21 protein-coding genes are annotated in these 23,036 nt (G+C 71.1%); 11 read left to right on the top strand and 10 right to left on the bottom strand.

The window, feature by feature from the left end:
- Positions 1-20 precede the first annotated feature (20 nt).
- The 4 genes from csaB to IEY33_RS14550 form a co-directional block, all read right to left on the bottom strand.
- Positions 21-998, bottom strand: a complete 978-nt coding sequence (gene csaB / locus IEY33_RS14565) for a polysaccharide pyruvyl transferase CsaB (RefSeq protein ID WP_188964015.1) — start codon at positions 996-998, stop codon at positions 21-23.
- 203 nt (positions 999-1,201) lie between these two features.
- The gene (locus IEY33_RS14560; RefSeq protein ID WP_229671035.1) at positions 1,202-3,049 is read right to left on the bottom strand and encodes a DUF5693 family protein; all 1,848 of its coding nucleotides are present in this window, start codon (positions 3,047-3,049) and stop codon (positions 1,202-1,204) included.
- A gap of 140 nt (positions 3,050-3,189) precedes the next feature.
- Positions 3,190-3,798, bottom strand: coding sequence for a uridine kinase (gene udk, locus IEY33_RS14555; RefSeq protein WP_188964014.1), 609 nt, complete (start codon positions 3,796-3,798; stop codon positions 3,190-3,192).
- An 89-nt stretch (positions 3,799-3,887) separates the two neighbouring features.
- Positions 3,888-4,925: a Glu/Leu/Phe/Val dehydrogenase family protein gene (locus tag IEY33_RS14550; protein ID WP_188964013.1), complete on the bottom strand. Its 1,038-nt coding sequence runs from the start codon at positions 4,923-4,925 to the stop codon at positions 3,888-3,890.
- Between the two features lie 141 nt (positions 4,926-5,066).
- Between IEY33_RS14550 and IEY33_RS14545 the strand changes: the two genes are divergently transcribed.
- From IEY33_RS14545 to folE, 3 genes are all read left to right on the top strand, one after another.
- Positions 5,067-7,301, top strand: a complete 2,235-nt coding sequence (locus IEY33_RS14545) for an E3 binding domain-containing protein (RefSeq protein ID WP_188964012.1) — start codon at positions 5,067-5,069, stop codon at positions 7,299-7,301.
- A gap of 174 nt (positions 7,302-7,475) precedes the next feature.
- The gene (locus IEY33_RS14540) at positions 7,476-8,693 is read left to right on the top strand and encodes an adenylosuccinate synthase (RefSeq protein WP_188964011.1); all 1,218 of its coding nucleotides are present in this window, start codon (positions 7,476-7,478) and stop codon (positions 8,691-8,693) included.
- A 142-nt stretch (positions 8,694-8,835) separates the two neighbouring features.
- Entirely contained in the window at positions 8,836-9,447 is a 612-nt protein-coding gene (gene folE, locus IEY33_RS14535) for a GTP cyclohydrolase I FolE (RefSeq protein ID WP_188964050.1), read from the top strand.
- 207 nt (positions 9,448-9,654) lie between these two features.
- On the opposite strand, the gene IEY33_RS14530 is transcribed toward folE, so the two are convergent.
- Both IEY33_RS14530 and IEY33_RS14525 read right to left on the bottom strand, forming a co-directional pair.
- Positions 9,655-10,218, bottom strand: a complete 564-nt coding sequence (locus tag IEY33_RS14530; RefSeq protein ID WP_188964010.1) for an NUDIX hydrolase — start codon at positions 10,216-10,218, stop codon at positions 9,655-9,657.
- Positions 10,215-10,868, bottom strand: coding sequence for a MazG family protein (locus IEY33_RS14525; RefSeq protein WP_188964009.1), 654 nt, complete (start codon positions 10,866-10,868; stop codon positions 10,215-10,217). Before IEY33_RS14525 ends, IEY33_RS14530 begins: the two co-directional genes overlap by 4 nt.
- A gap of 131 nt (positions 10,869-10,999) precedes the next feature.
- Here IEY33_RS14525 and IEY33_RS14520 point away from each other — a divergent pair, with 131 nt between their 5' ends.
- The 3 genes from IEY33_RS14520 to IEY33_RS14510 all read left to right on the top strand — a co-directional run bounded on the left by IEY33_RS14520 (position 11,000) and on the right by IEY33_RS14510 (position 13,295).
- Entirely contained in the window at positions 11,000-11,503 is a 504-nt protein-coding gene (locus tag IEY33_RS14520; RefSeq protein WP_188964008.1) for a hypothetical protein, read from the top strand.
- Positions 11,504-11,631: 128 nt separating this feature from the next.
- Positions 11,632-12,354: an SDR family oxidoreductase gene (locus tag IEY33_RS14515; protein WP_188964007.1), complete on the top strand. Its 723-nt coding sequence runs from the start codon at positions 11,632-11,634 to the stop codon at positions 12,352-12,354.
- Between the two features lie 344 nt (positions 12,355-12,698).
- Positions 12,699-13,295, top strand: a complete 597-nt coding sequence (locus IEY33_RS14510; RefSeq protein ID WP_188964006.1) for a DUF937 domain-containing protein — start codon at positions 12,699-12,701, stop codon at positions 13,293-13,295.
- 220 nt (positions 13,296-13,515) lie between these two features.
- Here IEY33_RS14510 and IEY33_RS14505 read toward each other — a convergent pair whose 3' ends face one another.
- Genes IEY33_RS14505 through IEY33_RS14495 form a run of 3 tightly spaced genes read right to left on the bottom strand, consistent with a single transcriptional unit; the run spans position 13,516 to position 18,273 of the window.
- Positions 13,516-15,744, bottom strand: a complete 2,229-nt coding sequence (locus IEY33_RS14505; protein WP_188964005.1) for a coiled-coil domain-containing protein — start codon at positions 15,742-15,744, stop codon at positions 13,516-13,518.
- 43 nt (positions 15,745-15,787) lie between these two features.
- Positions 15,788-17,554, bottom strand: coding sequence for an RAD23 family protein (locus IEY33_RS14500; RefSeq protein ID WP_188964004.1), 1,767 nt, complete (start codon positions 17,552-17,554; stop codon positions 15,788-15,790).
- Entirely contained in the window at positions 17,551-18,273 is a 723-nt protein-coding gene (locus tag IEY33_RS14495) for a roadblock/LC7 domain-containing protein (RefSeq protein WP_188964003.1), read from the bottom strand. Before IEY33_RS14495 ends, IEY33_RS14500 begins: the two co-directional genes overlap by 4 nt.
- Positions 18,274-18,392: 119 nt before the next feature.
- Here IEY33_RS14495 and IEY33_RS14490 point away from each other — a divergent pair, with 119 nt between their 5' ends.
- The 4 genes from IEY33_RS14490 to lptB all read left to right on the top strand — a co-directional run bounded on the left by IEY33_RS14490 (position 18,393) and on the right by lptB (position 21,787).
- Complete coding sequence (locus IEY33_RS14490; RefSeq protein ID WP_188964002.1) at positions 18,393-19,601, top strand: glycine C-acetyltransferase; 1,209 nt, start codon at positions 18,393-18,395, stop codon at positions 19,599-19,601.
- A 104-nt stretch (positions 19,602-19,705) separates the two neighbouring features.
- A complete protein-coding gene (locus IEY33_RS14485) occupies positions 19,706-19,999 on the top strand; it encodes a GNAT family N-acetyltransferase (RefSeq protein ID WP_229671034.1) in 294 nt (97 codons plus the stop codon).
- Between the two features lie 89 nt (positions 20,000-20,088).
- Positions 20,089-20,910: a GNAT family N-acetyltransferase gene (locus IEY33_RS14480; RefSeq protein WP_188964001.1), complete on the top strand. Its 822-nt coding sequence runs from the start codon at positions 20,089-20,091 to the stop codon at positions 20,908-20,910.
- Positions 20,911-21,034: 124 nt separating this feature from the next.
- On the top strand, positions 21,035-21,787 hold the full coding sequence (gene lptB / locus IEY33_RS14475) for an LPS export ABC transporter ATP-binding protein (RefSeq protein ID WP_229671041.1): 753 nt from the start codon (positions 21,035-21,037) through the stop codon (positions 21,785-21,787).
- Between the two features lie 195 nt (positions 21,788-21,982).
- Here the strand turns inward: lptB and IEY33_RS14470 are convergent, their stop codons facing one another.
- Positions 21,983-22,435 carry a DUF3197 domain-containing protein gene (locus IEY33_RS14470; RefSeq protein ID WP_188964000.1) on the bottom strand — a complete coding sequence of 151 codons (453 nt, stop codon included), beginning with the start codon at positions 22,433-22,435 and terminating at the stop codon, positions 21,983-21,985.
- A 66-nt stretch (positions 22,436-22,501) separates the two neighbouring features.
- Here IEY33_RS14470 and IEY33_RS14465 point away from each other — a divergent pair, with 66 nt between their 5' ends.
- Complete coding sequence (locus tag IEY33_RS14465; RefSeq protein WP_188963999.1) at positions 22,502-23,026, top strand: YfiT family bacillithiol transferase; 525 nt, start codon at positions 22,502-22,504, stop codon at positions 23,024-23,026.
- Positions 23,027-23,036: the final 10 nt, after the last annotated feature.

The raw sequence follows: 23,036 nt of genomic DNA, 5'->3' as shown, positions 1-23,036 counted from the left end.
GTAGAGCATTTCGGGTCGCCTCACCCGTCCAGCGCCCAGCCGAAACTGTCGCGCGCGCGCCGCTGCATCTCCTGCACCTGCGCCCAGTCGGGCGAGACGTTCTTCATGACGAGCCCGCACACCTGCGCCGCCTCGAATCCCGTCGGCACGCTCTGCGCGCCCGCGTCCGTACAGAAGCCCGCCACTTTCGGGTCGTAACTCACGCCCGCGAACGGCACGCCCGCCGCGGCCGCCAGGATCACGGCGTGCAGGCGCACCCCCACCACGTACCCGGCCGCCGCGATGGTGTCGAGTGCGCGCGCGGGGTCGCTCGTGCTGATCACCTCGTCCGCCCCGAGCGCGTGCGCGGCCGTGTCGTCCACGCCGGGATGGAAGCTGAGGACCACCACGCGGCGGCCCTTCTCGCGCAGCAGGGCCGTCAGCGCCTTCAGGCCCGCGTTCGCGTCCTGCACGTCGCCGCGCGGCGCGAGCACCACCGTGTTCCGGTCGGCCGTCAGGCCCGGCGTCGGTGCGAGCAGCAGCGCCGGATCGCCGCCCAGCCGCGCCTGCACGCCCAGGTGCCGCAGCGTCTCCAGGCTCCCGCGGTCCCGCACGATCACCTGCACGCTGCCGCCCGTCAGGACGCGCGCCACGCGCGCCCCGCCCTCCAGGCTGAGCGGCCCGATCGACTGGTTGAAGATCACCACGCGCCGCCGCAGCAGCTGCGCCGCCCGGATGAGCGTCAGGTAGTACGTGAGGTTGCGGGCGCTGGTCTTGTCCTGCAGCAGGCCACCGCCGCCCGACCACAGCATCTGCGCGCCGAGCAGGGAGCCGAGCAGTGCGGCCGGGTTCATGCGGGCGGCACTCGCGCAGCCGTACGCGCGGCGTGTGTGGTCCGGCTCGCGGCTCAGGAGCAGCGGAGCGTGCCCGCGCGACTTCAGTTCGCGGGAGATGGCGAGCGCGATGGCCTCGTCGCCCGTGTTGTGGAAGCCGTAGTAACCGCTGACGGTGATCTTCATGGTGACCCTTCGGCGCCGGAATCGCCCGGAACTCCCCGCGCCAGGCGGGGCGGAACGGGAGCGGCGTCCAGTGTGACGAACGTGATGCCGGAGGTGACGGCGGACTGCGCGGAACGGGCGTCACCGCGCCCACAGGATAGCGAACCTGCGTGGGTGACGCCCGCTCCGGAGGCAGGGAAGGACGCCCGGTGTGCGGCCTGCGCTCAGTTGAGCGTGCCGGACCGCAGCCAGTCGCCGCGCCCCTGCCACAGGCGCATGGCGAACTTCACGGCGTACAGCGCCACGTACCCCAGCACCAGGCCCGCGCCCAGCCCGATGAAGGCCCGCTGGAAGCTGATCAGGAGCGGCGTGTGGAAGTGACTGAAGGTGTTCAGGATGCTCGCCTGCCCGATCACGCCGCCCAGCAGCATCAGCAGCGTGAAGTATCCGGGCAGGATGCCGCTCAGGCCCAGCAGCAGCAGCGGGTGGCCCGCCAGTTCCTTGAAGCGCGGCCGGATGATGCTGTCCTGCAGGCTCTGCCGGACTTTCGCCTCGGCGTCCGAGACGCCGACGCCCGTCGCGTTGCCGCGCCGCAGGAACACCAGCGCGAACGCGGCCGCGCCGAGCACCATCACGATGATGTCGCCCAGCTTGATGGGCGCCGTGTAGATCTGGTACACGGTCTTGCGGATGTCCTGGCGCGGCAGGAAGCTGAGGGCCACCAGCAGGATCGGGAAGAGCAGCGTCAGACCCACGCCCTTGAAGGGGTCCAGGCCCAGCATGCTGTCACGGTTCGCGCCGAGCGCCGACACGAACAGCACGCCCGCCAGACTGAAGCCCGTCGCCACGAACCAGTCCGTGACGCGGTCGCGGCGCATCACGAGGCCCAGCGCCGGGAAGCTGATGGCGGCCACGAGCGCGAAGCCGGGGAACGGCTGCCCGCCGTTCAGGCCGAGCGCGATCAGCAGGCCGATCACGGCGACGCCCAGCCCCACGCGCGTCAGCGGGTAGCTCAGGCCGATCAGCAGGATCGCGGCGAGCGGCCCGACGATGCACAGCCACTTCAGCAGGAGGTTCGGCTCGTACGCGGCAGCGACGGGCGTCCCGACCCGGATGCCCCACTTGTCCAGGCCGGTCTTCAGGTCCTTCAGGAAGGTGGTCGTGTCGTTCACGGTCTTGAAGGGCCGGGTGTACAGCAGCTTGTGGCTGCGTTCACGCGCGGCGAGCACGAACTTGCTGCTCACCTCGGGCGGCGTGAGCAGGTCCTGCCACGCGGCGCTGATCGAGAAGAGCCGCACGGCCTTCCCGCCCGCGATGAGCTGGTCGAGGCCCTTCTGCGGCGTGAACTCGATGATGGCGGGAACGCGGTTCCCGAGGCGCGCCCGGACCTGACGCATGAGTTCCGGGTCGCGCGCGCCGATCACTTCGGTGTCGTTGAACGCCAGGAACGGCACGTCCGGCCAGTCGCTGCCCGGCACCTTCACGACGGGACTGTCGTAGGGACGGTACACGACCACGTACCCCTGGGCCTTCAGGGCGCTGATCAGGGTGGTGTTCGGACCGGCGGGCAGGAAGCTGATGTCGGTCGGCCACGCCGTCCACCTCTGCCCGCCCACGGTGACGTCCGTGAACTTCAGGTTGAAGCGCGCCTTGAGGGCGGCGGTCGTGCCGGGCTTCAGGTCACGGGTGTACGTGAGCTGCGTGTTGACGTTCGCGCCGGGGTTCTCGACGGCCAGTTCGCTGCCCGGCTTGAGGTACAGTTCGCCGCGCGCGACCTTGCTGCCCACGGTGTCCTCGTACACGGCCACGCCGTTCACGCCGAGCGCACGGTACTGGCCGAGCAGGCCGAGCGGCGTCTGGCCGTTCAGGTTCGCCTGCGCTGACAGTGACGAGTAGTCCATCACGATGGACACGGTCTTCTGCGCCTGCTCGAACTGGACGCGCGTGAAGGCCAGGATCAGCGCCGGGATCAGCGACAGCGCGATGAGCAGCAGCAGCACCGGCGTGAGCGGGTGGCGGTTCGGGGTGGGCAGCAGCGGGTTGCGGCTGGCGGGCGGGGTGGTTGGGGTCACAGTGGCTCCGGGAATGGTCTGGGTCGGGGGCGGACGGGCGTGCTCGGCCGTTCAGTATGACGCGCCACGGTAAAGGCCGGGTGTACGGACGCGGCGCTGCGGCCCGTGGCTGCGGACGCCCCGCCCGGACGGCTACAGGGTCAGACGGTGCTGCGGATGCGGGCGGCGAGCATGTCGAGCGCCGGTTCGTTCAGGCCGCCGTGCGGAATGATGACGTCCGCGTACCGTTTGGTGGGCTCCACGAACTGCAGGTGCATGGGCCGCACGAAGTCCAGGTACTGCCGGATGACGCTCTCGGGCGTCCGGCCGCGCTCCTGCGTGTCGCGCTGGAAGCGCCGGATGAAGCGCACGTCGGCGTCGGCGTCCACGAAGACCTTCAGGTGCATGTGCTGCCGGATGGCCTTCTCGTACAGCGTGAAGAACCCCTCGATCACCACGACCGGCGCGGGCAGCACCGTCAGCGTCTCCGGGGCGCGCGTGTGGTTCGTGAAGTCGTAGCTGGGCATCTCGATCGGGACGCCGGCCAGCAGCGCTTCGAGGTGCTCCTGCAGCAGTTCCCAGTCGAAGGCGGCCGGGTGGTCGTAGTTGGTCTTGGTGCGCACGTCGAAGGGGATGTCCGACTGGTCGCGGTAGTAGTTGTCCTGCACCAGCACGGCGACGCCCTCGGTGCCGACCGTCTCGATGACGCGGCGCGTCACGGTGGTCTTGCCGCTGCCGGACCCCCCCGCCACGCCGATCACGAACGGCATACGGACCTCCGGACGGTCAGGGGAGTGGCGGTGGAGTGGGGGTGGGTGGGGAGGGGTTCACGCATGCCTGGAGGTCCTCGCGGGGGCGGTCAGAGCGGCCGGGCGAGCGACCCGATCAGTTCCAGGCGCCGCTCGGCGAGCCTGCGCGCCACCGAATGAATGGGTTTGTTGTTCTGCTGGGCCAGCACGCTGATCTGCGACACCGTCTGGTACACGCGTTCGGCGGCCGCCTCGGCACTGATGCCGGTCGCGACGGCGATCAGGCCCGCCGCGTTGATGGCGTAGTCCGGCACGTACGCGATGCCGGCCTCCTTGACGGCCTGCTCGCCGCGCCGCGAGAGCGGGTGGTGCTCGCCGCCCGCGATCATGCGGCACTGCAGGCGCTCCACGTCCGCGAACTTGATGCTGTGCCCGAACCCGCACGGGGACAGCACGTCGCAGGGCGTGTCGAGCAGCTCGTCGGCCGGGACGACCGCGACGTTGTCGCCGAGCTCCTCCGCCAGCGCCTGCGCCCGCCCCGGCCGGGTGTCCGCGATGGTGAGGCGCGCGCCCTCGCGGTACAGGTGCCCGCACAGCGCCGCGCCGAGCGACCCGACGCCCAGCACCGCGACCCGCACGCCGCGCAGGCTCTCGCTGCCCAGCACGGTGCGCGCCGCGGCCTTCAGGCCCCGGTACACGCCGTACGCGGTCACGGTGGGGGTGTCGGTGTGCATGCCGAGCGTGGAGGTCGTCTCCTGCGCCACGAAGGCGATGTCCTGACCGGTCACGCCCGCGTCCTCGGTCAGCACGACCCGGTCACCCAGGCCGCGCACCTGGCGGCCCAGCGAACGGAACAGCGCCTCGCGCAGGTGGCCTTCCTCGGCGCCGTTCTCGGGCGCCATCAGCACGCAGGCCCCGCCGCCGTAGTTCAGTCCGGCGAGGGCGGCTTTCAGGGTGATGCTCTCGCTCATGGCGAGCGCGTCGCGCAGCGCGCGTTCCTCGTCGTAGGGACGCAGTCGGCACCCGGCGATGGCCGGGCCGAGCACCGTGGAATGGACGGCCACCACGGCCCGCAACCCGCTGGGCGCGTGCTGGAGCACGGTGAGCTGCTCGTGGCCCCGCGCCTGCATTTCCTCAAAGATCAACATGTCGCATCCTTCTCTCAAGACCCCTTTAGAATGGGCTGGTAACACCCAGCCTAGCACGCCGCTCCCACCCCCCCAGCTCCCGAAAAACCTCACGGACAGCCGTGAGAAATGCCTTAGAATGTCAGGCCAGAGGTGGCACACATGGACTCAATCTCACCGCTGGCCAAGATCCTGGCCGAAGCGAACGGTATCGACTGGCGCAGCATCCAAGGTTCGGGTGCTGACGGCAGCGTCGTCGAGCAGGACATCCTGAATTACCTGTCGCGGGTGATGAGTGGTGACGAGGAACCCCCCGCCACCCCGGTGGACGAGGCGCCGCCCGGCTGGACCGGCGAGATGCCGCCCATGCCCGTCAACCCCTCGGGCCTGCAGGCGCTGAGCGCCGCGGGCGTCGAGTCCGACATCACGGACTTCGTGGCGCAGCAGGCGCAGGCCGTGCAGGCGCACGTGCCGGAGGCGCAGGTGACTGCGCCGCTCAGCGCGTTCTCCGGCGGAACGGCTGCCGAGCCCGCCCCCCCCGTTCAGGTCCCCCCGGTGAGCCCGTCGCCCGTCGCGCCCGCCTGGAGTGCGCCCGCCGTGCCGGAAATCACCCCGGCCGCCCAGGCGCAGTCCATGGACGCCGAAGTGCAGCCCGTCCCGGCGCCTGCCGCGCCCGAGGTGTCGGTCGAGTACGCGCCCACCGTGGACGCCGACGTTGACGACGACCTGGAATTCGAACTCGATGACGCCGACGGCGAGACCGAAGGCGAGGACATCGTTGGGGACGAGCTGGAACTCTCCGATCCCGAGCCGGTCGCGGCGACCGCGTACAGTGAGCCCGCTCATGTCGCGCCGCTGACCGCGTACGATCCCGCGCCCGCCTACGACCCGAGCCCCGTCGACCCGGAAGACTCCTTCCTGCGCGCCGACGACCTCGCGGTCGAGGAAGAGGCGCAGCCGACCGTGCCCGCCACGCAGGAGCCCGCCCCGACTTACGCGTGGACGGCCCAGCCCGCCGCACAGGCCGAACCGGCGTACACGGAACCGGCCCACAGCGAGCCGGTCTTCGCTCAGCCCGCCGTGCAGGAGTCTGTGGCCGCCGCACCGGTCGCCGCTCAATTCAGCACGCCTGAGCCTGTCACCGAAACGCCCGTGCAGCTGCCGACCCCCGAGGTCGCGCCTGCCGCCCAGGTGGCCCCGGCCGCGCCCGAGACGCCCGCGACGGGTGGCGGCTTCGGCCTGGGCGGCTTCCTGTCCCGCCTGTACGGCAACCGCTCCTCCCAGCCGGAATCTGTCCAGCCGGAACCCGTTCAGACCGAAGTCGTGCAGCCTGAGCCGGTGACCGAGCCGGAACCCGTCTTTATCCCCGAGCCCGCCGTGGACGAGGTGGCCGCCGACAGTGAGCCCGCCGTGCCGGAGCAGGTGCTGGGCGAGGCCATGGCGGAACAGCTGCCGCACGTGCCGGACTCCCCGGTGGCTGCGCCGCTCGTCGCGGACCAGTGGCGCGAGGACGTGCAGGCTGAGACCAGCCCCGAGCACACCGAAGCGGTCGCCGACACGGCCGACACCGACCTGCGCCCCCTGCCGACCGACGAGGTGATCCCCGAAGCATCCACCCTGCTCGGCCATCACCACGAGGTCCCGCAGGAAGCGCCCCCGGCGCACGAGGTCCCGCAGGAAGCGTCCCCGGCGCACGCACCCGAGAGCGACAGCGACACGGTGTCCACTCCTGCCGCTGCCGGACTGGCCGTCGCCGGGCTCGCTGCCGCTGGCCTGGGTGCCGCTGCCGCGCACCACGCGACGGAACCTGCCCAGGCGGCTGCCGTGCAGCCTGAACCCGTCCATACCGAACCCGTGCACGCCGAAACGGCCCAGGCCGAGCAGACCGAACCCGCCGCCCACAGCGGGCCGGTCGTGCCCGCCGCTGCCCCGGCCGCCGCCCTCGGGCAGACCAGCGTGCTGCGCCTGAACGTGGACGTCGCCGCGCTCGAAACGGCCCGCGCCCAGCTCTCCGAAGCGCTGTTCCGCGAGGTGCCGCTCAGCCTGCTCGTGGCCCGCGCGGCCGCCCGCAGCGCCAGCACCCTCGGCCTGGACGGCCCCGTCGCGCTCGGCACGCACGCCGGGCAGGCGCTCGCCGCCGACCTGAGCGGCGACTTCCGCGCCTCCCTCGACGACCTCAAGCGCCACAGCGACGCGCACGCGGCCCTGCTGGTGCTGGACGCCGCCGAACTGGGCCTCGACGAACTGCACCGCGGCGACCTGAGCCTCAGCGTGGGCCGCACGTCCACGCAGGGCGCCGCACTCAGCCTGCGCGGCGAACTCGACCCGGCACGCGGCGCGCAGTTCCTGCACGAGGTTGCGGGCCTGCTCGGCACGCCCATCCGCCTGCTGTTCTGACGCGCGTCCACCCGTCTGGACCGGACGGGACGCGCGCCCGCCACAACCTGATAAACTGAAGTACGGTGCCACGCACCGTGCTTTTTTTTGTCTCGTGACTGCTCCGGCGGCGCTGAGCAGGAGGCCTGGGCCGGGAGAAACCCGGTCTGCGTGCGTGGCGTTCAGGAGCATCAGATGCCGGGAATCGCAATTATCGGAGCGCAGTGGGGAGACGAGGGCAAGGGCAAGATCACCGACTTTCTCGCCCCGGGAGCGGAGTACGTCGTGCGGTACCAGGGCGGCGCGAACGCCGGTCACACCGTCACCGCCAAAGGCCAGACCTTCAAGCTGAACCTGCTGCCCAGCGGCGTGCTGCACCCCGGCACGGTCAGCATCCTGGGAGACGGCATGGTCATCGACCCCATGAAGTTCATGGAGGAGCGCCGCAACCTGCTGGCTGCCGGGCTGGAACCGGACCTGCGCATCAGTGACCGCGCGCACCTCGTGCTGCCGCACCACAAGTACGTGGACGGCCGCAAGGACTTCGTGGGCACCACCGGGCGCGGCATCGGCCCCGCGTACGCCGACCGTGCCCGCCGCGTCGGCATCCGTTTCGGGGACCTGCTGGACGAGCAGGTGCTCGCCGAGCGCGTCGAACGCCTGCTGGAAGCCAAGCCGAACAGCACCCGCGACGCGGGCTGGACGGACGCGGAGGCGGCCCTGAAGGACCTCGCGCCGATCCGCGAGGCGCTCTCGCCCTTCGTGTACGACACCGGCGCGCAGCTGCGCCAGGCGGTCCGCGAGGGCCGCAACGTGCTCTTTGAGGGCGCGCAGGCGACCCTGCTCGACCTGAACTACGGCACGTACCCCTTCGTGACGAGCAGCCACCCTACCGTGGGCGGCATCCTGGTCGGCACGGGCGTCAGCCACAAGGCCCTCAACAAGGTGTACGGCGTCGCCAAGGCCTTCAACACCCGTGTCGGCCACGGCCCCTTCCTGACCGAGGTGTCCGGCGAGATGGAACTCCGCCTGCGCGGTGACGGCTCTCAGCCCTGGGACGAGTACGGCACCACCACCGGCCGCGCGCGCCGCGTCGGCTGGCTGGACCTCGAACTGCTGCGCTACGCGGTGGAAGTCAACGGCCTGGACGGCCTCGTCATCAACAAGATGGACGTCCTCGCGGGCCTGGACACCGTGCCCGTCTGCACGCACTACGACGCGGACGGCCAGCCCGTGTACCGCCAGATGAAAGGCTGGAGCACCACCGACGGCGCCACCAGCCGCGCCACCCTGCCCGCCGAAGCGCAGGCGTACCTCGACCTGATCGAGGAGACCGTGAACTGCAAGGTCGTGATCTTCTCGTGCGGCCCGGCCCGCGAGCAGACGTACGGCCAGGTGGACTGGAGCGTCTGACCACCCCCGCCAGACTCAGCCGCCAGGAGACGCGCGGGTGAGTCTGGCGCAACTCTGACAATCGCACGCCGGGCGGCCCACTAGACTTCCTGCACTCAAGGAGGTCCCCGTGACCGCTCGACTCACCGAAAAGGCCGACACCATGCCGATACCCAAGACAAACGACACCGTGAACCCCGCCGCCGACGGCAGCGGTCTCGCCGAACTGACGCACAGCTGGCTGGAACGCATCGGGGAGGACCCCGCCCGCGAGGGCCTCCTCAAGACCCCGCAGCGCGTCGAGAAGGCCTGGGGCTTCCTGACGGGCGGTTACCGCCAGACCCTGCAGGAGGTCGCCGGGGACGCCGTGTTCGCCGCCGAGGGCAGCGAGATGGTCGTCGTGAAGGACATCGAGTTCTACAGCATGTGCGAGCACCACATGCTGCCCTTCTACGGCCGCGCGCACATCGGGTACATTCCCAGCGGGCAGATCCTCGGGCTGTCGAAGTTCGCACGGATCACGGACCTGTACGCGCGCCGCCTGCAGGTGCAGGAGCGCCTCACCACGCAGATCGCGGAGGCCGTGCAGGAACTCCTGAACCCCGTCGGTGTGGCCGTCGTGCTGGAAGGCGTGCACCTGTGCATGGCGATGCGCGGCGTGGAGAAGCAGAACTCCAGCACCACCACCAGCGCCATGCGCGGCCTGTTCAAGGAGGACTCCCGCACCCGCGCGGAGTTCATGAGCAACATCCAGAGTCACTTCACGGCCCGCTGAACGCGGCACCCCCTCAACGAGGCGCGCACGGATGAACGTGCGCGCCGCTTTCTTGCCTTGCCGCTGCGCGCCGCGGTTCGGGGCCAGCACTTGCAGCCATGCGACCTGCTCCTGTCCGGATCACACCTGTCATCCTGGATGCTCACGGCCGGACGGCGGCCCCGTATGCCGCTCGGCTGAACTTCAGGCGCTCGGCTCAAGTTCGCGTCACTGCACGCCGCTCTCCAGCACCTCGCGCAGCACGCGGGCCGTCATGCCCCAGATGTCGTGCCCGCGCCACGGGTAGTGGTAGATGGTGATCATGTCGCCCAGCGGCGAGACGCGCTCCTGCGTGGTGGGAACGGCCGCCCGCAGTTCCGACAGGCGCGGCAGCAGCAGTTCCGCCACCTCGTCGCCCGGACTGAGCTGCAGTTCTGCCGGGAGGCGCGCCAGGACGGGCGTCACGTGAAATCGGAACGGCGTGAACACGTCGTCCAGCTCGCCGAGCACCTGCACGCCGGCCGGGTCGAGGCCCACCTCCTCGTGCGCCTCGCGCAGCGCGGCCTGCACGGTCGTCTCGTCCGCCTCCAGGCTCCCGCCGGGAAAGCTGATCTGTCCCTTGTGGGTGGGGAGGGCCGTGGAGCGCACGGTGAGCAGCACGCGCGGGTCCGGTTCCAGCGTCAGGCCCACCAGCACGGCCGCGCGCCGGAAGTCCGGCAGGTGCAGACCCTGCCGGGTGCGGCCGCTCAGCCACAGGCCGAAGGGATCGTCGAGCAGGTCCGGTTCCGTCAAGGGTTCGCCTCCGCGGCCTGCAGGGTGCGGGCCGTGTGGGCGCGCAGGGCCAGTTCCGGGTCCACGCCCTGCGCGCGGGCGAACGCCACGACGGCCGACAGAAGGCGCGCCACGCCCGCCTCGCCGTCCGCGTCCCGCAGGGCCTCCCGCACCGCGCCCACGTCACCCTGCCCTGCAGCCTGCGGCGCGCCGCCGGGCCGTTCGCGCTGCAGGAGCCGCTGCGCCTGCGCTTCGCGCGCCAGTGCGCCCAGCGCCGAGGGAATCCGTTCCGTCAGGGTGCGGTCCCGCCCGCCGCGCTCCTGCGCCTTGATGGCCTGCCAGTTGCTCGCCACCTCGTCACTGCCGCTCACCTGCACGTCCCCGAACACGTGCGGGTGACGCCGCTCGAGCTTCTCGACGATGCCGCGCTCCACGTCCGCGTACGTGAAGTGCCCGGCCTCCTCCGCGATCACGCTGTGAAACGCCACCTGCAGCAGCACGTCGCCCAGCTCCCCGGCGAGTTCCGGCAGGTTCCCGGCCGTGATGGCGTCCGCCGCTTCGGCCGCCTCCTCCAGCAGGTACGGGCGGAGCGTTTCGTGCGTCTGCTCCCGGTCCCAGGGGCAGCCGTCCGGGGCGCGCAGACGGCGCATCGTGCCTAACAGGTCAACCATGCCGTTCATGCTAGCGTCCGCCCACCGGACGTGAGGGCGTGCGGGCGCCCGGAGCCCCCACCTTCAGGCAACCGGAAGACCACTCACGCCCACCCCATCTCCCGTCAGCTTGCATGTGGTGCACTGAGAGCATGAAGATCAAGCCCCCCCGCACGCAGACTCTGGCCGTCCTGGCCCTGCTGACCCTTCCCGTCTCCCTGGTGCAGGCGGCCGCGCCGCAGTCCACCAGCGCGTCCGCGCAGGCCGCGGCCGGCTGGACGCAGGCGAACCTGCAGTCCGGCACGTACGTCGTGCTGCCCCCCACCATCGAGGGCAACGTGAACCTGCTCGGCGCGGACCAGAAGCAGATGGTCGTCACGGCGCTGCAGCACGACCTGCAGGGCGCCATCCAGCGCAAGTACCCGAACGCGAAGTTCGTGACGGACCCCGCCACGCCCGGCGTCATCACCCTGCGGCCCTCCGCCACCATGCCCGGCGCGCTCGTCCCCTGGGAGAGCTTCCAGGTGCGCGTCGACCTGAAACGCGCCAAGAACAGTGCCGTGCTGCAGGACCGCTTCGGGGTGTGGGACGTGTACACGCACCGCGCGGACGCCTTCAACTACATCTACGACAAGCTCGTCGCCAAGCTCCCCTGACCGGCCGGGAGTCACCCCGCCCGCCACACCACCGGACGCGCCCGCCCTCCACAGGGGGTGGGCGCGTCCGGCTTGACCTGACCTTCAGACACCCTTTCTCCGGCCCGGCCGCGTGTTAGCGTGCCAGCATGAACGACACGCAAGCAGGCACGGCACGCAAGAGCGCCTTCGTCACGGGCGGCAGCAAAGGCATCGGGTACGCGACCGCCGAGGCCCTCCTGAAGGGCGGGTATCAGGTCACGGTCACCAGCCGCAACGCCGCCGAGATCGAAGCGGCCGCCGCGCAGCTCGGTGAGGGCGCACGCGGCGTCGTGTGCGACGTGCGCGACTTCACGGCCGTACAGGACGCCGTGGACGCGCACGTCGCCGCGTTCGGCGGGCTGGACGTGCTGTTCGTGAACGCGGGCCTCGGCAACTTCGCGCCCGTGCAGGACATGACGCCCGAACAGTGGAGCGAAGTCATCGACACCAACCTCACCGGGGCCTTCCACACCGTCAAGGCCGCCATTCCCGCCCTGTCGCGCACGCAGGGGTACGTGCTGCTGCTCAGCAGCCTCGCGGGCAAGAACCCCTTCGCGGGCGGCAGCGCCTACAACGCCAGCAAGTTCGGCATGAACGGCTTCTCCGAGGCGATCATGCTGGACCTGCGCCCGCTGGGCATCAAGGTGTCGCAGATCATGCCGGGCAGCGTCGCCACGCACTTCGCCGGGCACCAGCCGGACGCCGACACGGACGCCTGGAAGATCCAGCCGGAAGACCTCGCGCAGATCGTGATGGACCTGCTCGCCATGCACCCCCGCACCCTGCCGAGCCGCGTCGAGGTGCGTCCCGCCCAGCCGCCCCGCAAGTAACACGGCCGCCCCGAAGGTCAGGGAACCGCGCGTCATCCGGTTTTGATCCGATTCCAGGGATGCCGGAAGCAGCACCGACATCCCTTCTTGGGCAGAACAGCGCCCTGCAGGACGCCTGCCCGCTTCCATCTCCTCCAAACCGTACTTGTTGGCACTCGCTTCGCTCGGCTGAACTCTACAAGTTCAGCTCAAAACCGTCTCACTCCCCCCGGCGGACGCCTCCGTCGGGGGAAGCGGGAACCCGCCCGACCACCTATGATGACCGTGTCCGGAGAACCTGACCTGCCGCTCCCCACCCGCCGGGGATGCACTGGCCGGTCCGTCCGGACCACCGGAGGAACACCATGAACGTACTCGACATGCTCGGCGGTCTGCTCCCCACCCAGGCCAGCAGTGTGGCCTCCCAGGTGGGCGCCACCCCGGAACAGACGCAGGCCGCCATGCAGGCCAGCATTCCGCTCATCCTGAGCGCCCTGAACCACAACGCGCAGTCGCCGGACGGTGAGGCCGCGCTCAGCAGCGCCCTGCAGCAGCACGACGGCAGCAGCCTCGACGGGTTCGCTCAGGGTCAGCTGCCCAACACGCAGGACGGCGCGGCCATCCTGAACCACGCCTTCGGTGCGCAGACGCCCGCCGCCGCGAACGCCGTCGCGCAGCACGCCGGTATCGACCCGCAGATGGCCATGCAGATCCTGAGCATCGTGGCGCCCCTGGTGCTCGGCGCGCTGGGCCGCACGCAGAACCAGGGCGGCGCGGCCGGCGGTCTGGGCGACCTGCTCGGTGGTCTGCTCGGTGGTGCGGGCGGCAGCAGCATGGGCGGTCTGGGCGGTCTGCTCGGCGGACTGCTCGGCGGTGGCAACACACAGGCCCAGACGCAGAACCAGTCCTCGCAGCCTGACCTGGGTGGCCTGCTCGGCAGCCTGCTCGGCGGCAAGAAGTAATACGGTTTTGAGCTGAACTTGTAGAGTTCAGCCGAGCGAAGCGAGCACCAACAAGTCCGGTGTTGAGGAGGTGGAAGGGATGTCGGTGCTGTTCCCGGCATCCCTGGAATCGGATCAACACCGTATAAGACCGGAACGAGCTGAACTTCAGGGAATCCGCGCGCCCCGACCTTCTCTGGTCGGGGCGCGCGGATTCAGTTTCTTTCCCTGCCTGGCCGTGTCAGTTCTGGATGAGGCCCGTCCCTCGCTCTGCCCACTGCGCGGCGGCCCGTTCGGCCATCACGAGGTCCGGCGCGTACACCACCAGGGTGCTGCCGCCCAGCTGAGGCAGCGTGAGCCAGCAGCGCCCCCCCACGTCCAGCGTGAGGCGCGAGGGGTGCAGTTCGGCCGCCTGATCGGCCAGCCACGCGAGGCGCAGCACGTCCGCCTCGCAGTCCGTCTCGGTGGACCAGTCGCCGGCGGGGGAGAGGTCCCCTTCCACCACCTGTCCCTTCGTGACGCGCCACGTCCGCACGAGTACCCCGTGAGGCAGGTCGGGCGTCCCGGCGGGCGGCAGGGTCAGGTTCGCGAGATCCGGCGTTCCGGACGGGAAGGGGAGCGCCGACTCGAACAGCGTCGCCTCCTCCAGTGCCGGGGCAGGCTGGGTGGACGTGGCCGCCAGCAACGCCGCCAGCCCAAAGGGGTCCTGCGAGGCGCGGGCAGGCGCATTCTCATGCTGGGCGGGGTCCGTGTGGATGGGGGCGCTGCTCTCGGTGCTGAGCAGGTCGGTGGCCACGTCGTTCTGCTCGAAGGCGTCCGAGTCGAACACGCCCAGCAGGTCCGACAGGGCGTCCGCCCCGAAGGTCGCCGTGACCTCCCGCGCCGCCTGGAATTCCGCCTGCGCTTCCGTCAGCAGGGCCTCGGCACTCTCCAGCGTCTGCAGGTAGCGGGTGCGGGCGTCGCTGGACAGCGTGCCGAGCCGCTGCTGTTCGCGCAGCACGTCCGCGAGCCGCCCGAGCTTCTGGATGGTCTCGCCCGCCAGGTGGCGGTAACGGTCGTAGTCCTGCATGACGCGTGCCGCGCGGGCGTCCATCTGCTCGCGCTGCTGCGCCGCCTCGCCCATGCGGCGCTCCAGGATGCTCCACAGCGGTTCCAGGTCTGCGTTCTGACCGGCGGCCAGCGTGGCGCGCGCCTGCTCGATGAGCGGCTGCAGGTCCGTCAGGGCGCCCGGCACTTCACGCGCGCGCCGCTCCAGTTCGAAGGTCTCGCGCTGCAGGGCCATCAGCTGCTCGCGGCTGCGCGCGTCGCTGGATTCCAGGGTCGTGACGAGGTCGCCCAGCTGCGCGAGTTCGTCCAGCGCGAGGCCGCCCGCCTGCTGCGTGCCCTGCACGACAGACAGCAGCTGCCGCGCGAGCTGCACGGACTCGTCGTGTCCCTGCACGCCGAGGTGTTCGAGACGCGCGGACAGTTCCGTGAGCTGCGTCTGCTGCTGCGTCATCCGGTCGGCGCGGGCCTGCGCGAGGCGTTCGCGCAGCGCGGTGATGGCGGGCTCGCCCAGCACCTGCGCGGCGTTCGACCGGTCGCGCAGGCCCGTGAGTTCCGCGTCGAGGTCCGGGTCGTGCCGCAGCAGCGCCGCGTGTTCCCGCGCGAGTTCGGTCAGCTGGCGCGCCTCGTGCTCGCGTTCCAGCGTCTGCACGCGCGCCTGCGCTTCCGGTGACAGCAGCGAGATGTCGAAGGGCTGCACCTCGTCGTGCCCGGTGACGAGCATGCCGTCCACCATCTCGGCCTTCTGCTCGGGCTTGAGCTGCTGCACCACCGACGACTCCACCTGCTTGCGCAGCGTGAGCGTCAGCGCGAGCGCGCGCTCCACCTCGGCGGGCAGCAGCGTGCGGCTCTCCTGCGCCTCGCTGATCTGCTTGACGAGCGCCTCCAGCCGCTTGATTTTCGGGCCGCCCACGCCCGCCAGCCGCCCCAGGCTGGCCTTCAGTTCCGACAGGTCCTGCCCCTGCGTGACGAGCCCCTCGCGCAGCTTGCGTTCCAGCGTCTCGATGAGTTCCGCGCCTTCCAGCAGCAGGGTTTCCGCGTCGCGTCCTTCGGCGGTCGTCTGCCTCGCCACGCTCAGCACGGCGCGCAGGCGCTGCGTTTCCGGCCAGTCGAAGTACAGCGCGAACTGCTTCGCCTGGTCCTCCAGCGTGATGATCTGCGTGGTGTGACTCTCGGCCGTCTGCCGTACGGCCTCCTGCTCCAGGCTCTCCAGCACCTCCTGCACGCGGCGCTTGGCGAGCGCGGCCGGGATGCTCAGCTGCAGGCGCTTGTAGATGTCGCGCTTCAGGATGTCCTGCAGGGTCGGCACGTCCAGCGTGGAGAGCGTCACGTGACGCTCGCGCGCCGCGTCCGACAGGATGCGTTCCAGCGCCTTGGGGGAGATCAGGTCGCTGAGCATCTTCATGGTGCTGCGGTGCACCATCATGGGCGGACCGTCCGTTCAGGCCGCAGGCGCGTCAGGCGGGGCATCACAGTTCCTCGTCCCAGTCGAGGGCCGGCTGCGGCCCGTCGATGCGGGTGGCGTTCGCGCTGCCGCCCGACCCGCCCAGCAGGCCGAACTGACGGCACAGGCCCCGGAAGCCGTAACTGGCGAGCCCGACCGACACGGCCGCCAGCAGCAGCCACACCGGCAGGCCCCACGCGCCCTGATGCAGGCTCAGGTTCCCGAGGGAGCGCAGGAAGCCCACGCCGCTCAGGTCCCCGAGGTACGCGAGGGTGCCGCCCAGACCTTCCAGCAGCACCGGCAGGACCAGCAGCAGCAGGCTGACCGCGATGGCCTTCCAGTAGTTGTTGCGCCCGCCGAACGCGAGGTTCAGCAGGTACAGCGGGTACAGCGCGAGCAGGCCCACGATCAGGAACAGCAGCGGCCAGAGGGGCGTGCCGATGCGGCTCACGGCGGTGCTCGTCGCGTCGAGCGCGCTGACGGGGCGCGCGTTGGCGAGCGCCTCCACGTTGCTCAGTTCGCCGATCACGGCCTGCACGTCGCTGGCGCGCAGGCCGCTGCGGCTCTGCAGGGCGTTCAGGTCCGAGAGGAGCGTGTCGTACCCGGCGGTGCTGTTCAGGCCGCCGCGCACGAGCGTGACGGCCGCCGTGCCGATCTGCGTGCGCGCCTCGTCGAGGTTCGCGTGCCCGGCGGCCGCCTGCGCGCGCGACAGGGCCGCGTACGTGGCGTTCAGGCTGGCCTTCTGCTGGTCCTGCGGGCTGACGCGGGCGGGCGACGCGACCACCGGCGTGGACGTGGCGGGCGTGGCTGTCGCGGGGGTGGACGCGCTCGGGGTCGCCGTGCCCTGGGTGGGCGTGGCGGGAATGGTGGCGGGCTGCGCTGTACTGGCGGTGCCTGCCGTGCTGGTGCTGGCGGGTGCCGCCGTGCCGGTCTTCACGGCGGTCGTACTGGCCGTCACGAAGGCCGCCGCGCTGCGCTTCAGGGTGGACAGCGTGCCCGTCAGGCCCGCCGTGTCGCCTGCCGTGAGCTGCTGCAGCGCCTGCGTGAACAGCGGAATCGTCAGGCCGCCACTGTCCGGCGCGTCCTGCACCACCGTGAACCACGCCGACGCGCGTGCCAGCGACAGGTACGTCGCGGTGCGGTCGTTCGCGTTCTGCGGCGCGTTCGCCTGTGCGAGGTTCGCCTGCACCTTCTGTGCCGCCGCGCTCCGCAGCAGCCTCGCGGCACTCCCGGCGTCCCGCCCGCTCACGGCCTTCAGGAACGCGCTGCGCCCTGCGCCCTGCAGCGAGAACTCGTCGGCCAGCAGGGCCGCCTGCGCCGCCGGGGGCGTCCCGCCGGACGCCGCACCCAGCTGCCCCAGCGTCTGGTCGTACAGCGCCTTGCGCAGCAGCGCGCGCGCCTGCGTCACCTGCCCTTCCAGATCGGCGGGCGCGCGACTCAGGGACGCGCGGGACGCCTGCAGCGTCTCCTCCAGGTGACGGGTCAGCAGGCTGCTGCTCAGGCCCGGCTTCAGGACCGCGTACGCGGCCGTGGCCCGGTCGAGGTCCGCGAGGCTCGACGCGCTGCTCACCGGCCGGTCCCGCACGGCCCGGTCGAGCGAGCCCGCCATGTCGCGGTAACTGGACAGGCTGAGCACGCTGCGCGCCGCGTTCGGCGCGGCCGCCACCACCGGCGCGGCCGACTGCGCCAGTGCGGGCGCGGGCACGCCCGCCAGCAGCGAGAGCGTCAGCAGGGGAAGCAGGGCGTGACGTGCGCCGGCCCGCCTGTGGCCGACCCGGTGGGAACGATTCATACCGCCTCCTGAAGCTGCTGCAGTTCCGTGATGACGCGGCCGATGTTCACACTCTCCCCGGCCAGGACCGCCACGCAGTACTCACCGATGGGCCGCATACACACCTTGATCTGACCGAGGTCCGCGCACAGGATGCTCAGGGACCGCTGCCGGAACAGCATCACGGTCGCCGCCACGATGCTGCTCAGGGCCTTCTCGCCGCGCGGCGCGCGCGAACGCAGCACCCGGCCGTCCTGCGCGCAGATCACGACGCCCTGCACGCCCGGCTGCCGCGCCAGGTCCGACAGCATCTGCTCCTGCCCTTCCGCGCTCCCCAGGTCGTACACGCGCTGCTCGCCCTGGAAGACGCTGAAGTCCGGGTCGTCGTACTCGAAATCGTCGGCCTGCAGGCCACCCACCTCGTCCTGCCCGTCGTCGTCGAGGCTGTCCCAGTGCAGCGGTCCCTCCGGGTCCACGAACAGCGTCAGGGCGCGCGGGTGCTGCTCCGCGATGCGGCGCGACAGCGCCCGCAGGTCCCGGCTCGCCTGCGCCTGCGGCAGGACGCTCGCCAGTCGGCGCAGGAGCGGTCCTGACAGCACCGTCTGCATCTCCTGCGCCGTCACACTGTCCGGCGAGAACTGAGCGTCCTTGAGAGCGGCTTTGAGCATGGTGTCGGCGGCACGCTCGCTCACCGAACTGCTCAGCGCGTTGATAACCAGAGTGTAAACGGGAGTAGGCATGAGACTGGCCACAGTATAGGAAGACGTCACTTACATATTTATCTCATGGCCCGCCTCCATGAACTTCCGGATCTGCCGCACGTCTTCAGTGCCCGCCACGCCGGGTCTACACTGACGGTATGACCAGCACCCTCCGGGAACCCGTCACCCTCCAGGGGCGGATCCGCACCGAACTCCAGAAGCTCCACGACGCGCACCTGCACATCAGCCCCCGCGTCCTCGAAGCGCCGCAGCGCGCCCGCACCCGCATCCTCGGGCGGGACGTCGTGAACCTCGCCAGCAACAACTACCTCGGCTTCGCCGACCACCCCTTCCTGAAGGAACGCGCCGCGCAGTACCTGCAGCGCTGGGGGGCCGGGGCGGGCGCCGTCCGCACCATCGCCGGCACCCTGCAGATCCACGAGGACTTCGAAACGCAGCTCGCGGCCTTCAAGCACACCGGCAGCGCCCTCGTGCTGCAGAGCGGCTTCACCACCAACCAGGGCGTGCTGGGCACGCTGCTGCAGGAAGGCGACCTCGTCGTCAGCGACGAACTCAACCACGCCAGCATCATCGACGGCCTGCGCCTCGCCAAGGCCACCAAGAAGGTCTACCGCCACAAGGACCTCACGGACCTGCGCCGCGTGCTGGACGAGAACCCCACCGACGGCCTCATCATGGTCGTCACGGACGGCGTGTTCAGCATGGACGGCGACATCGCGCCCCTCGCGGACATTGTGGCCCTCGCCCGTGAGTACGGCGCCGTGACCTACGTGGACGACGCGCACGGCAGCGGCGTCCTCGGCGAGCAGGGCCGCGGCACCGTCCACCACTTCGGCCTGCAGGACGCCCCCGACGTGCTGCAGATCGGGACGCTCAGCAAGGCCTGGGGCGTCGTCGGCGGGTACGCCGCCGGTCCCGCCGACCTGCGCGACCTGCTCATCAACCGCGCGCGGCCCTTCCTGTTCAGCACCGGGCACCCGCCCGCCGTGGTCGGCGCCCTGAGTGCCGCCATCGACCTCGTGCAGCAGGAGGGCGGCTTCATGGAGCGCCTGTGGGACAACACCCGCTTCTTCAAGGCCGAACTGCACCGCCTGGGCTTCGACACCTTCGGCAGCGAGACGCCCATCACGCCCGTCATCTTCGGGGAGGCCGAGACGGCCTTCGAAGCGAGCCGCCGCCTGCTGGAACGCGGCGTGTTCGCGGTCGGCCTGGGCTTCCCGACCGTCCCGAAAGGCCTGGCCCGCATCCGGAACATCGTGACGGCCGAACACACGCAGGACGACCTGGAACGGGCACTGAACGCCTACGAGGCCGTGGGCCGCGAGATGGGCGTGATCGGCGGCTGAACACGGCGTACCGGGTCAGCGTCCCGCCCGGCCCCACCGAACTGGCGGCCCTGCACGCCGCCGCCTTCGGGTACGCGGCGGAAGCCAGGGACGCTGAGGGGTGGGTGCGCGTCCTGGCCCGCAGCCTGTGCTGGGTGACGGCGCACCGGGAAGGCCGGCTGATCGGTTTCGTCAACGTCGCCTGGGACGGTGGCCTGCACGCCTTCCTGCTGGATACCGCCGTTCACCCGGACTGCGCCCGGCAGGGTGTCGGCACGGCGCTGGTCGAACATGCGGTGCGGGAGTCGGCGCGGCTGGGGGCAGGCTGGCTGCACGTCGATCACGAACCGCACCTGGAAGGGTTCTACAGCCGATGCGGCTTCAGCGGGACGCGGGCCGGACTGCTGCGGCTGCGCTGACCGGCCCGCAGGGCAGGCGGGTCACCCGCCCGTGCGGGCCCACACCTGCCCGGACGCGGACGCACGCCCCACCGTATCCTGAAGGTCCATTGACTCCCTACACCTTCGATCACGTGACGGCCGACACCCTCCCGGACCACCTGACCTTCGTGGGCGTCCACGACCCCGCACCGCTGCAGGCGCGCCTCGCGGACGGACGCCTCGCGTTCACGCAGCTGCGCCGCATGCGCTCCCCGCGCGGCACGGAAGCCAGCTGGACCGACACGGGCGGCCCCCTGCTGTTCCCGCGCGTCCGGACCGACCTGCCCACGGACGGCGTGCACGCCCTGGCCCGCGAACTGGCGCGCGGCACGGCCACCCGCGTCATCCTGAACGAAGGGCACGCGCCCCTCACGGACGCGCCCTGGCAGGCGGCCGGGTGGACGCTGGACCCGCACGCCGTCATGGCGCTCACCGACCTGACCGCCCGCACGTGGCCGCTCGACCCGCGCGTGCAGGAACGCCCCCTCGCGGACCTGCTCGCGCCCGACCTGCTGGACCTGTACGCCGCCCTCACCCGCGACGGTGGAGTGATCGGAGACACGGGCGGCACGGACCCGCACGCCGCCCTCCAGGACGACCTGCACAGCGACCGTCGACTGCACGTGCTGACAGACGCCGGACAGGTGCTCGGCGCGGCCCTGCTGGACCCGGACCCGCGCGGCGCGGGCATCCACATGCTCGGCGTGCGCCCGGACCGGCGCGGACACGGTCTGGGCGGCGCGCTGCACGCGCACCTGCTGGCCGTCGCGTCCCGCACGCACGCCCGGCACGGCGGCACCACCGAGTACGCCAACCACGCCATGCGCCGCATCTTCGAGCGCAACGGCTGCACCCTCACCGAACAGAAGCAGTTCGTCCGGACCGGATGACCCGGACGCCCGCGCGGGCCGACGGGAGGCTGCGGCTGGGGCCGCGCTCACCCGCCCTTGCTATCATCCACCCGTGAGCGCCCCCGCCCAGCCCGGCCCCCCCACCTTCCGGCCCGACCCGAACCTGCCGCACGACCTGCCGGGCCGCAACGCGCCCGAACTGCTGTCGCACGGCCTGTCCAAGACCTTCGGGAAGCGGGCCGTGGTCCGGAACGTGGACCTGCGCGTCGCGCGCGGCGAGATCGTCGCCCTGTTCGGCCCGAACGGCGCGGGCAAGACCACCACCTTCTACATGATGGTGGGCTTCATCCGGCCCGGCGGCGGCCAGATCCTGCTGCGCGGCGAGGACATCACGCGCCTCCCCATGCACGAACGCGCCCGGCGCGGCGTGGGGTACCTGCCGCAGGAACCCAGCGCCTTCCGCAAGATGACGGCCCGCGACAACCTGCTCGCCATCCTCGAATTCCAGAAGCTCAGCCGCGCCGAGCAGGCCGCGCGCGCCGACGCGCTCCTCGCGGAATTCAGCCTCTCGCACCTCGCGGACAGCTACGCGTACCAGCTGTCCGGCGGGGAACGCCGCCGCCTGGAGCTCGCGCGCGCCCTCACCACCGACCCCGACTTCCTGCTGCTCGACGAGCCCTTCACCGGCGTCGACCCCAAGAGCATCCGCGAGATCCAGCGCCTCATCCTCGACCTGCGGGAACGGCGCGGCATCGGCGTGTTCATCACCGACCACAACGTCCGCGAGACCATCGCCCTCACGGACCGCGTGTACCTGATGTACGACGGCGAGGTGAAGTTCGAGGGCACCCCGCAGGAGTTCGCGCAGGACGAGGACGCCCGCAACCACTACCTCGGCGACGACTTCACCCTCTGATACGGTGTTGATCCGATTCCAGGGATGCCGGGAACAGCACCGACATCCCTTCTTGGGCAAAACAGCGCCCTGCAGGACGCTTGCCCGCTTCCACCTCCTCAACACCGGACTTGTTGGCGCCCTTGTCGCTCGGCTGAACTCCAAAAGTTCAGCTCAAAACCGTATGACGCGCGGCTGCCCCCGCGCCTCGTGCCGTTACAGGCCTGCCTGCACGTTCCGGTCCGTCAGGTAGATGCCCGGGTCCGACGGACTGCTCGACGCGATCAGGCCCGCCAGTTCCGCCGCGTCCGGCTCGCCCGCGAGGTTCGCGAGCTGCGACGCGCCCACCACCGTCTCCCGCACGGACAACCCTGCCGACTGCGCCCACTCCACCAGGCCTGCCAGGGCCGCCGTGCCTGCCCGCCCGAAGTGCGGTCCAAATGCGGCGCCCGTCACGGCCAGCACCTCCCCGCGCACCTCCACCAGCGCCGCGTACCGCGCGCGGCTGCGTTCGCCCTGCCGGTCCGTCAGCAGGATCAGCCGCCCGCCCCGCAGTTCCGACGCCTGAAAGCGCGTCAGGACGGCGTGCAGCGTCGCGTCCGGCGCGCCGTTCAGGCCCAGCAGGTCGGGGAGGGACGAACCGGACGGCGCGGAAGCAGGAGGCGTCATGACCCAGTGTAGGCCGCGCAGTCGGGTCGGGGCGTGCCGGGGCGTTCCCGGCTCTACACTCGGGGCATGACCGATGCTCGTTTTCCCGTGGGGCCGCAGCCGCAGGTGCAGTCGCTCACGCCCGAGGAGCGCTTGGTGGGCCTGGAGGCCCTGCGTGCCCTGCCGGGCGAGTTCCGCGCGGCGCTGTCCGGCCTGACGGACGCGCAGCTCGACACGCCGTACCGCGAGGGCGGGTGGACGGTGCGGCAGGTGGCGCACCACGTGCCGGACAGTCACCTGAACGCGTACGTGCGGACGCGGCTGGCGTTGTCGGAGGACGCGCCCGTCATCCGGCCGTACGATCAGGACGCGTGGGCGGCCCTGCCGGACGTGGCGGGCGACGTGGCGGACAGCCTGGACCTGCTGTCGGCACTGCATTCGCGCTGGGTGCGGCTGCTGTCGGTCCTGCCGCCGGAGGGGTGGGCGCGGACCTTCGTGCACCCGGAGTACGGCCGGGTGTACACGCTGGACGGCATGCTCGCCAGTTACGCGTGGCACGGGCGGCACCACGCGGCGCAGGTGCTGGGCCTGCGCGAGCGGCGCGGCTGGTGAGCGCTTCCGG

This window comes from Deinococcus aquiradiocola (genome assembly GCF_014646915.1).
Taxonomy (GTDB): Bacteria; Deinococcota; Deinococci; order Deinococcales; family Deinococcaceae; genus Deinococcus; species Deinococcus aquiradiocola.
Note: the sequence above shows the minus strand (reverse complement) of the source record. Positions and strands in the feature narration are given on the sequence as shown.

Coding starts and splice junctions, on each gene's coding strand:
- csaB (WP_188964015.1), bottom strand. CDS start 998: ATGAAGATCACCGTCAGCGGTTACTACGGCTTCCACAACACGGGCGAC.
- udk (WP_188964014.1), bottom strand. CDS start 3,798: ATGCCGTTCGTGATCGGCGTGGCGGGGGGGTCCGGCAGCGGCAAGACC.
- IEY33_RS14550 (WP_188964013.1), bottom strand. CDS start 4,925: ATGTTGATCTTTGAGGAAATGCAGGCGCGGGGCCACGAGCAGCTCACC.
- IEY33_RS14545 (WP_188964012.1), top strand. CDS start 5,067: ATGGACTCAATCTCACCGCTGGCCAAGATCCTGGCCGAAGCGAACGGT.
- IEY33_RS14540 (WP_188964011.1), top strand. CDS start 7,476: ATGCCGGGAATCGCAATTATCGGAGCGCAGTGGGGAGACGAGGGCAAG.
- folE (WP_188964050.1), top strand. CDS start 8,836: ATGCCGATACCCAAGACAAACGACACCGTGAACCCCGCCGCCGACGGC.
- IEY33_RS14525 (WP_188964009.1), bottom strand. CDS start 10,868: ATGGTTGACCTGTTAGGCACGATGCGCCGTCTGCGCGCCCCGGACGGC.
- IEY33_RS14520 (WP_188964008.1), top strand. CDS start 11,000: ATGAAGATCAAGCCCCCCCGCACGCAGACTCTGGCCGTCCTGGCCCTG.
- IEY33_RS14515 (WP_188964007.1), top strand. CDS start 11,632: ATGAACGACACGCAAGCAGGCACGGCACGCAAGAGCGCCTTCGTCACG.
- IEY33_RS14510 (WP_188964006.1), top strand. CDS start 12,699: ATGAACGTACTCGACATGCTCGGCGGTCTGCTCCCCACCCAGGCCAGC.
- IEY33_RS14505 (WP_188964005.1), bottom strand. CDS start 15,744: ATGATGGTGCACCGCAGCACCATGAAGATGCTCAGCGACCTGATCTCC.
- IEY33_RS14500 (WP_188964004.1), bottom strand. CDS start 17,554: ATGAATCGTTCCCACCGGGTCGGCCACAGGCGGGCCGGCGCACGTCAC.
- IEY33_RS14495 (WP_188964003.1), bottom strand. CDS start 18,273: ATGCCTACTCCCGTTTACACTCTGGTTATCAACGCGCTGAGCAGTTCG.
- IEY33_RS14490 (WP_188964002.1), top strand. CDS start 18,393: ATGACCAGCACCCTCCGGGAACCCGTCACCCTCCAGGGGCGGATCCGC.
- IEY33_RS14470 (WP_188964000.1), bottom strand. CDS start 22,435: ATGACGCCTCCTGCTTCCGCGCCGTCCGGTTCGTCCCTCCCCGACCTG.
- IEY33_RS14465 (WP_188963999.1), top strand. CDS start 22,502: ATGACCGATGCTCGTTTTCCCGTGGGGCCGCAGCCGCAGGTGCAGTCG.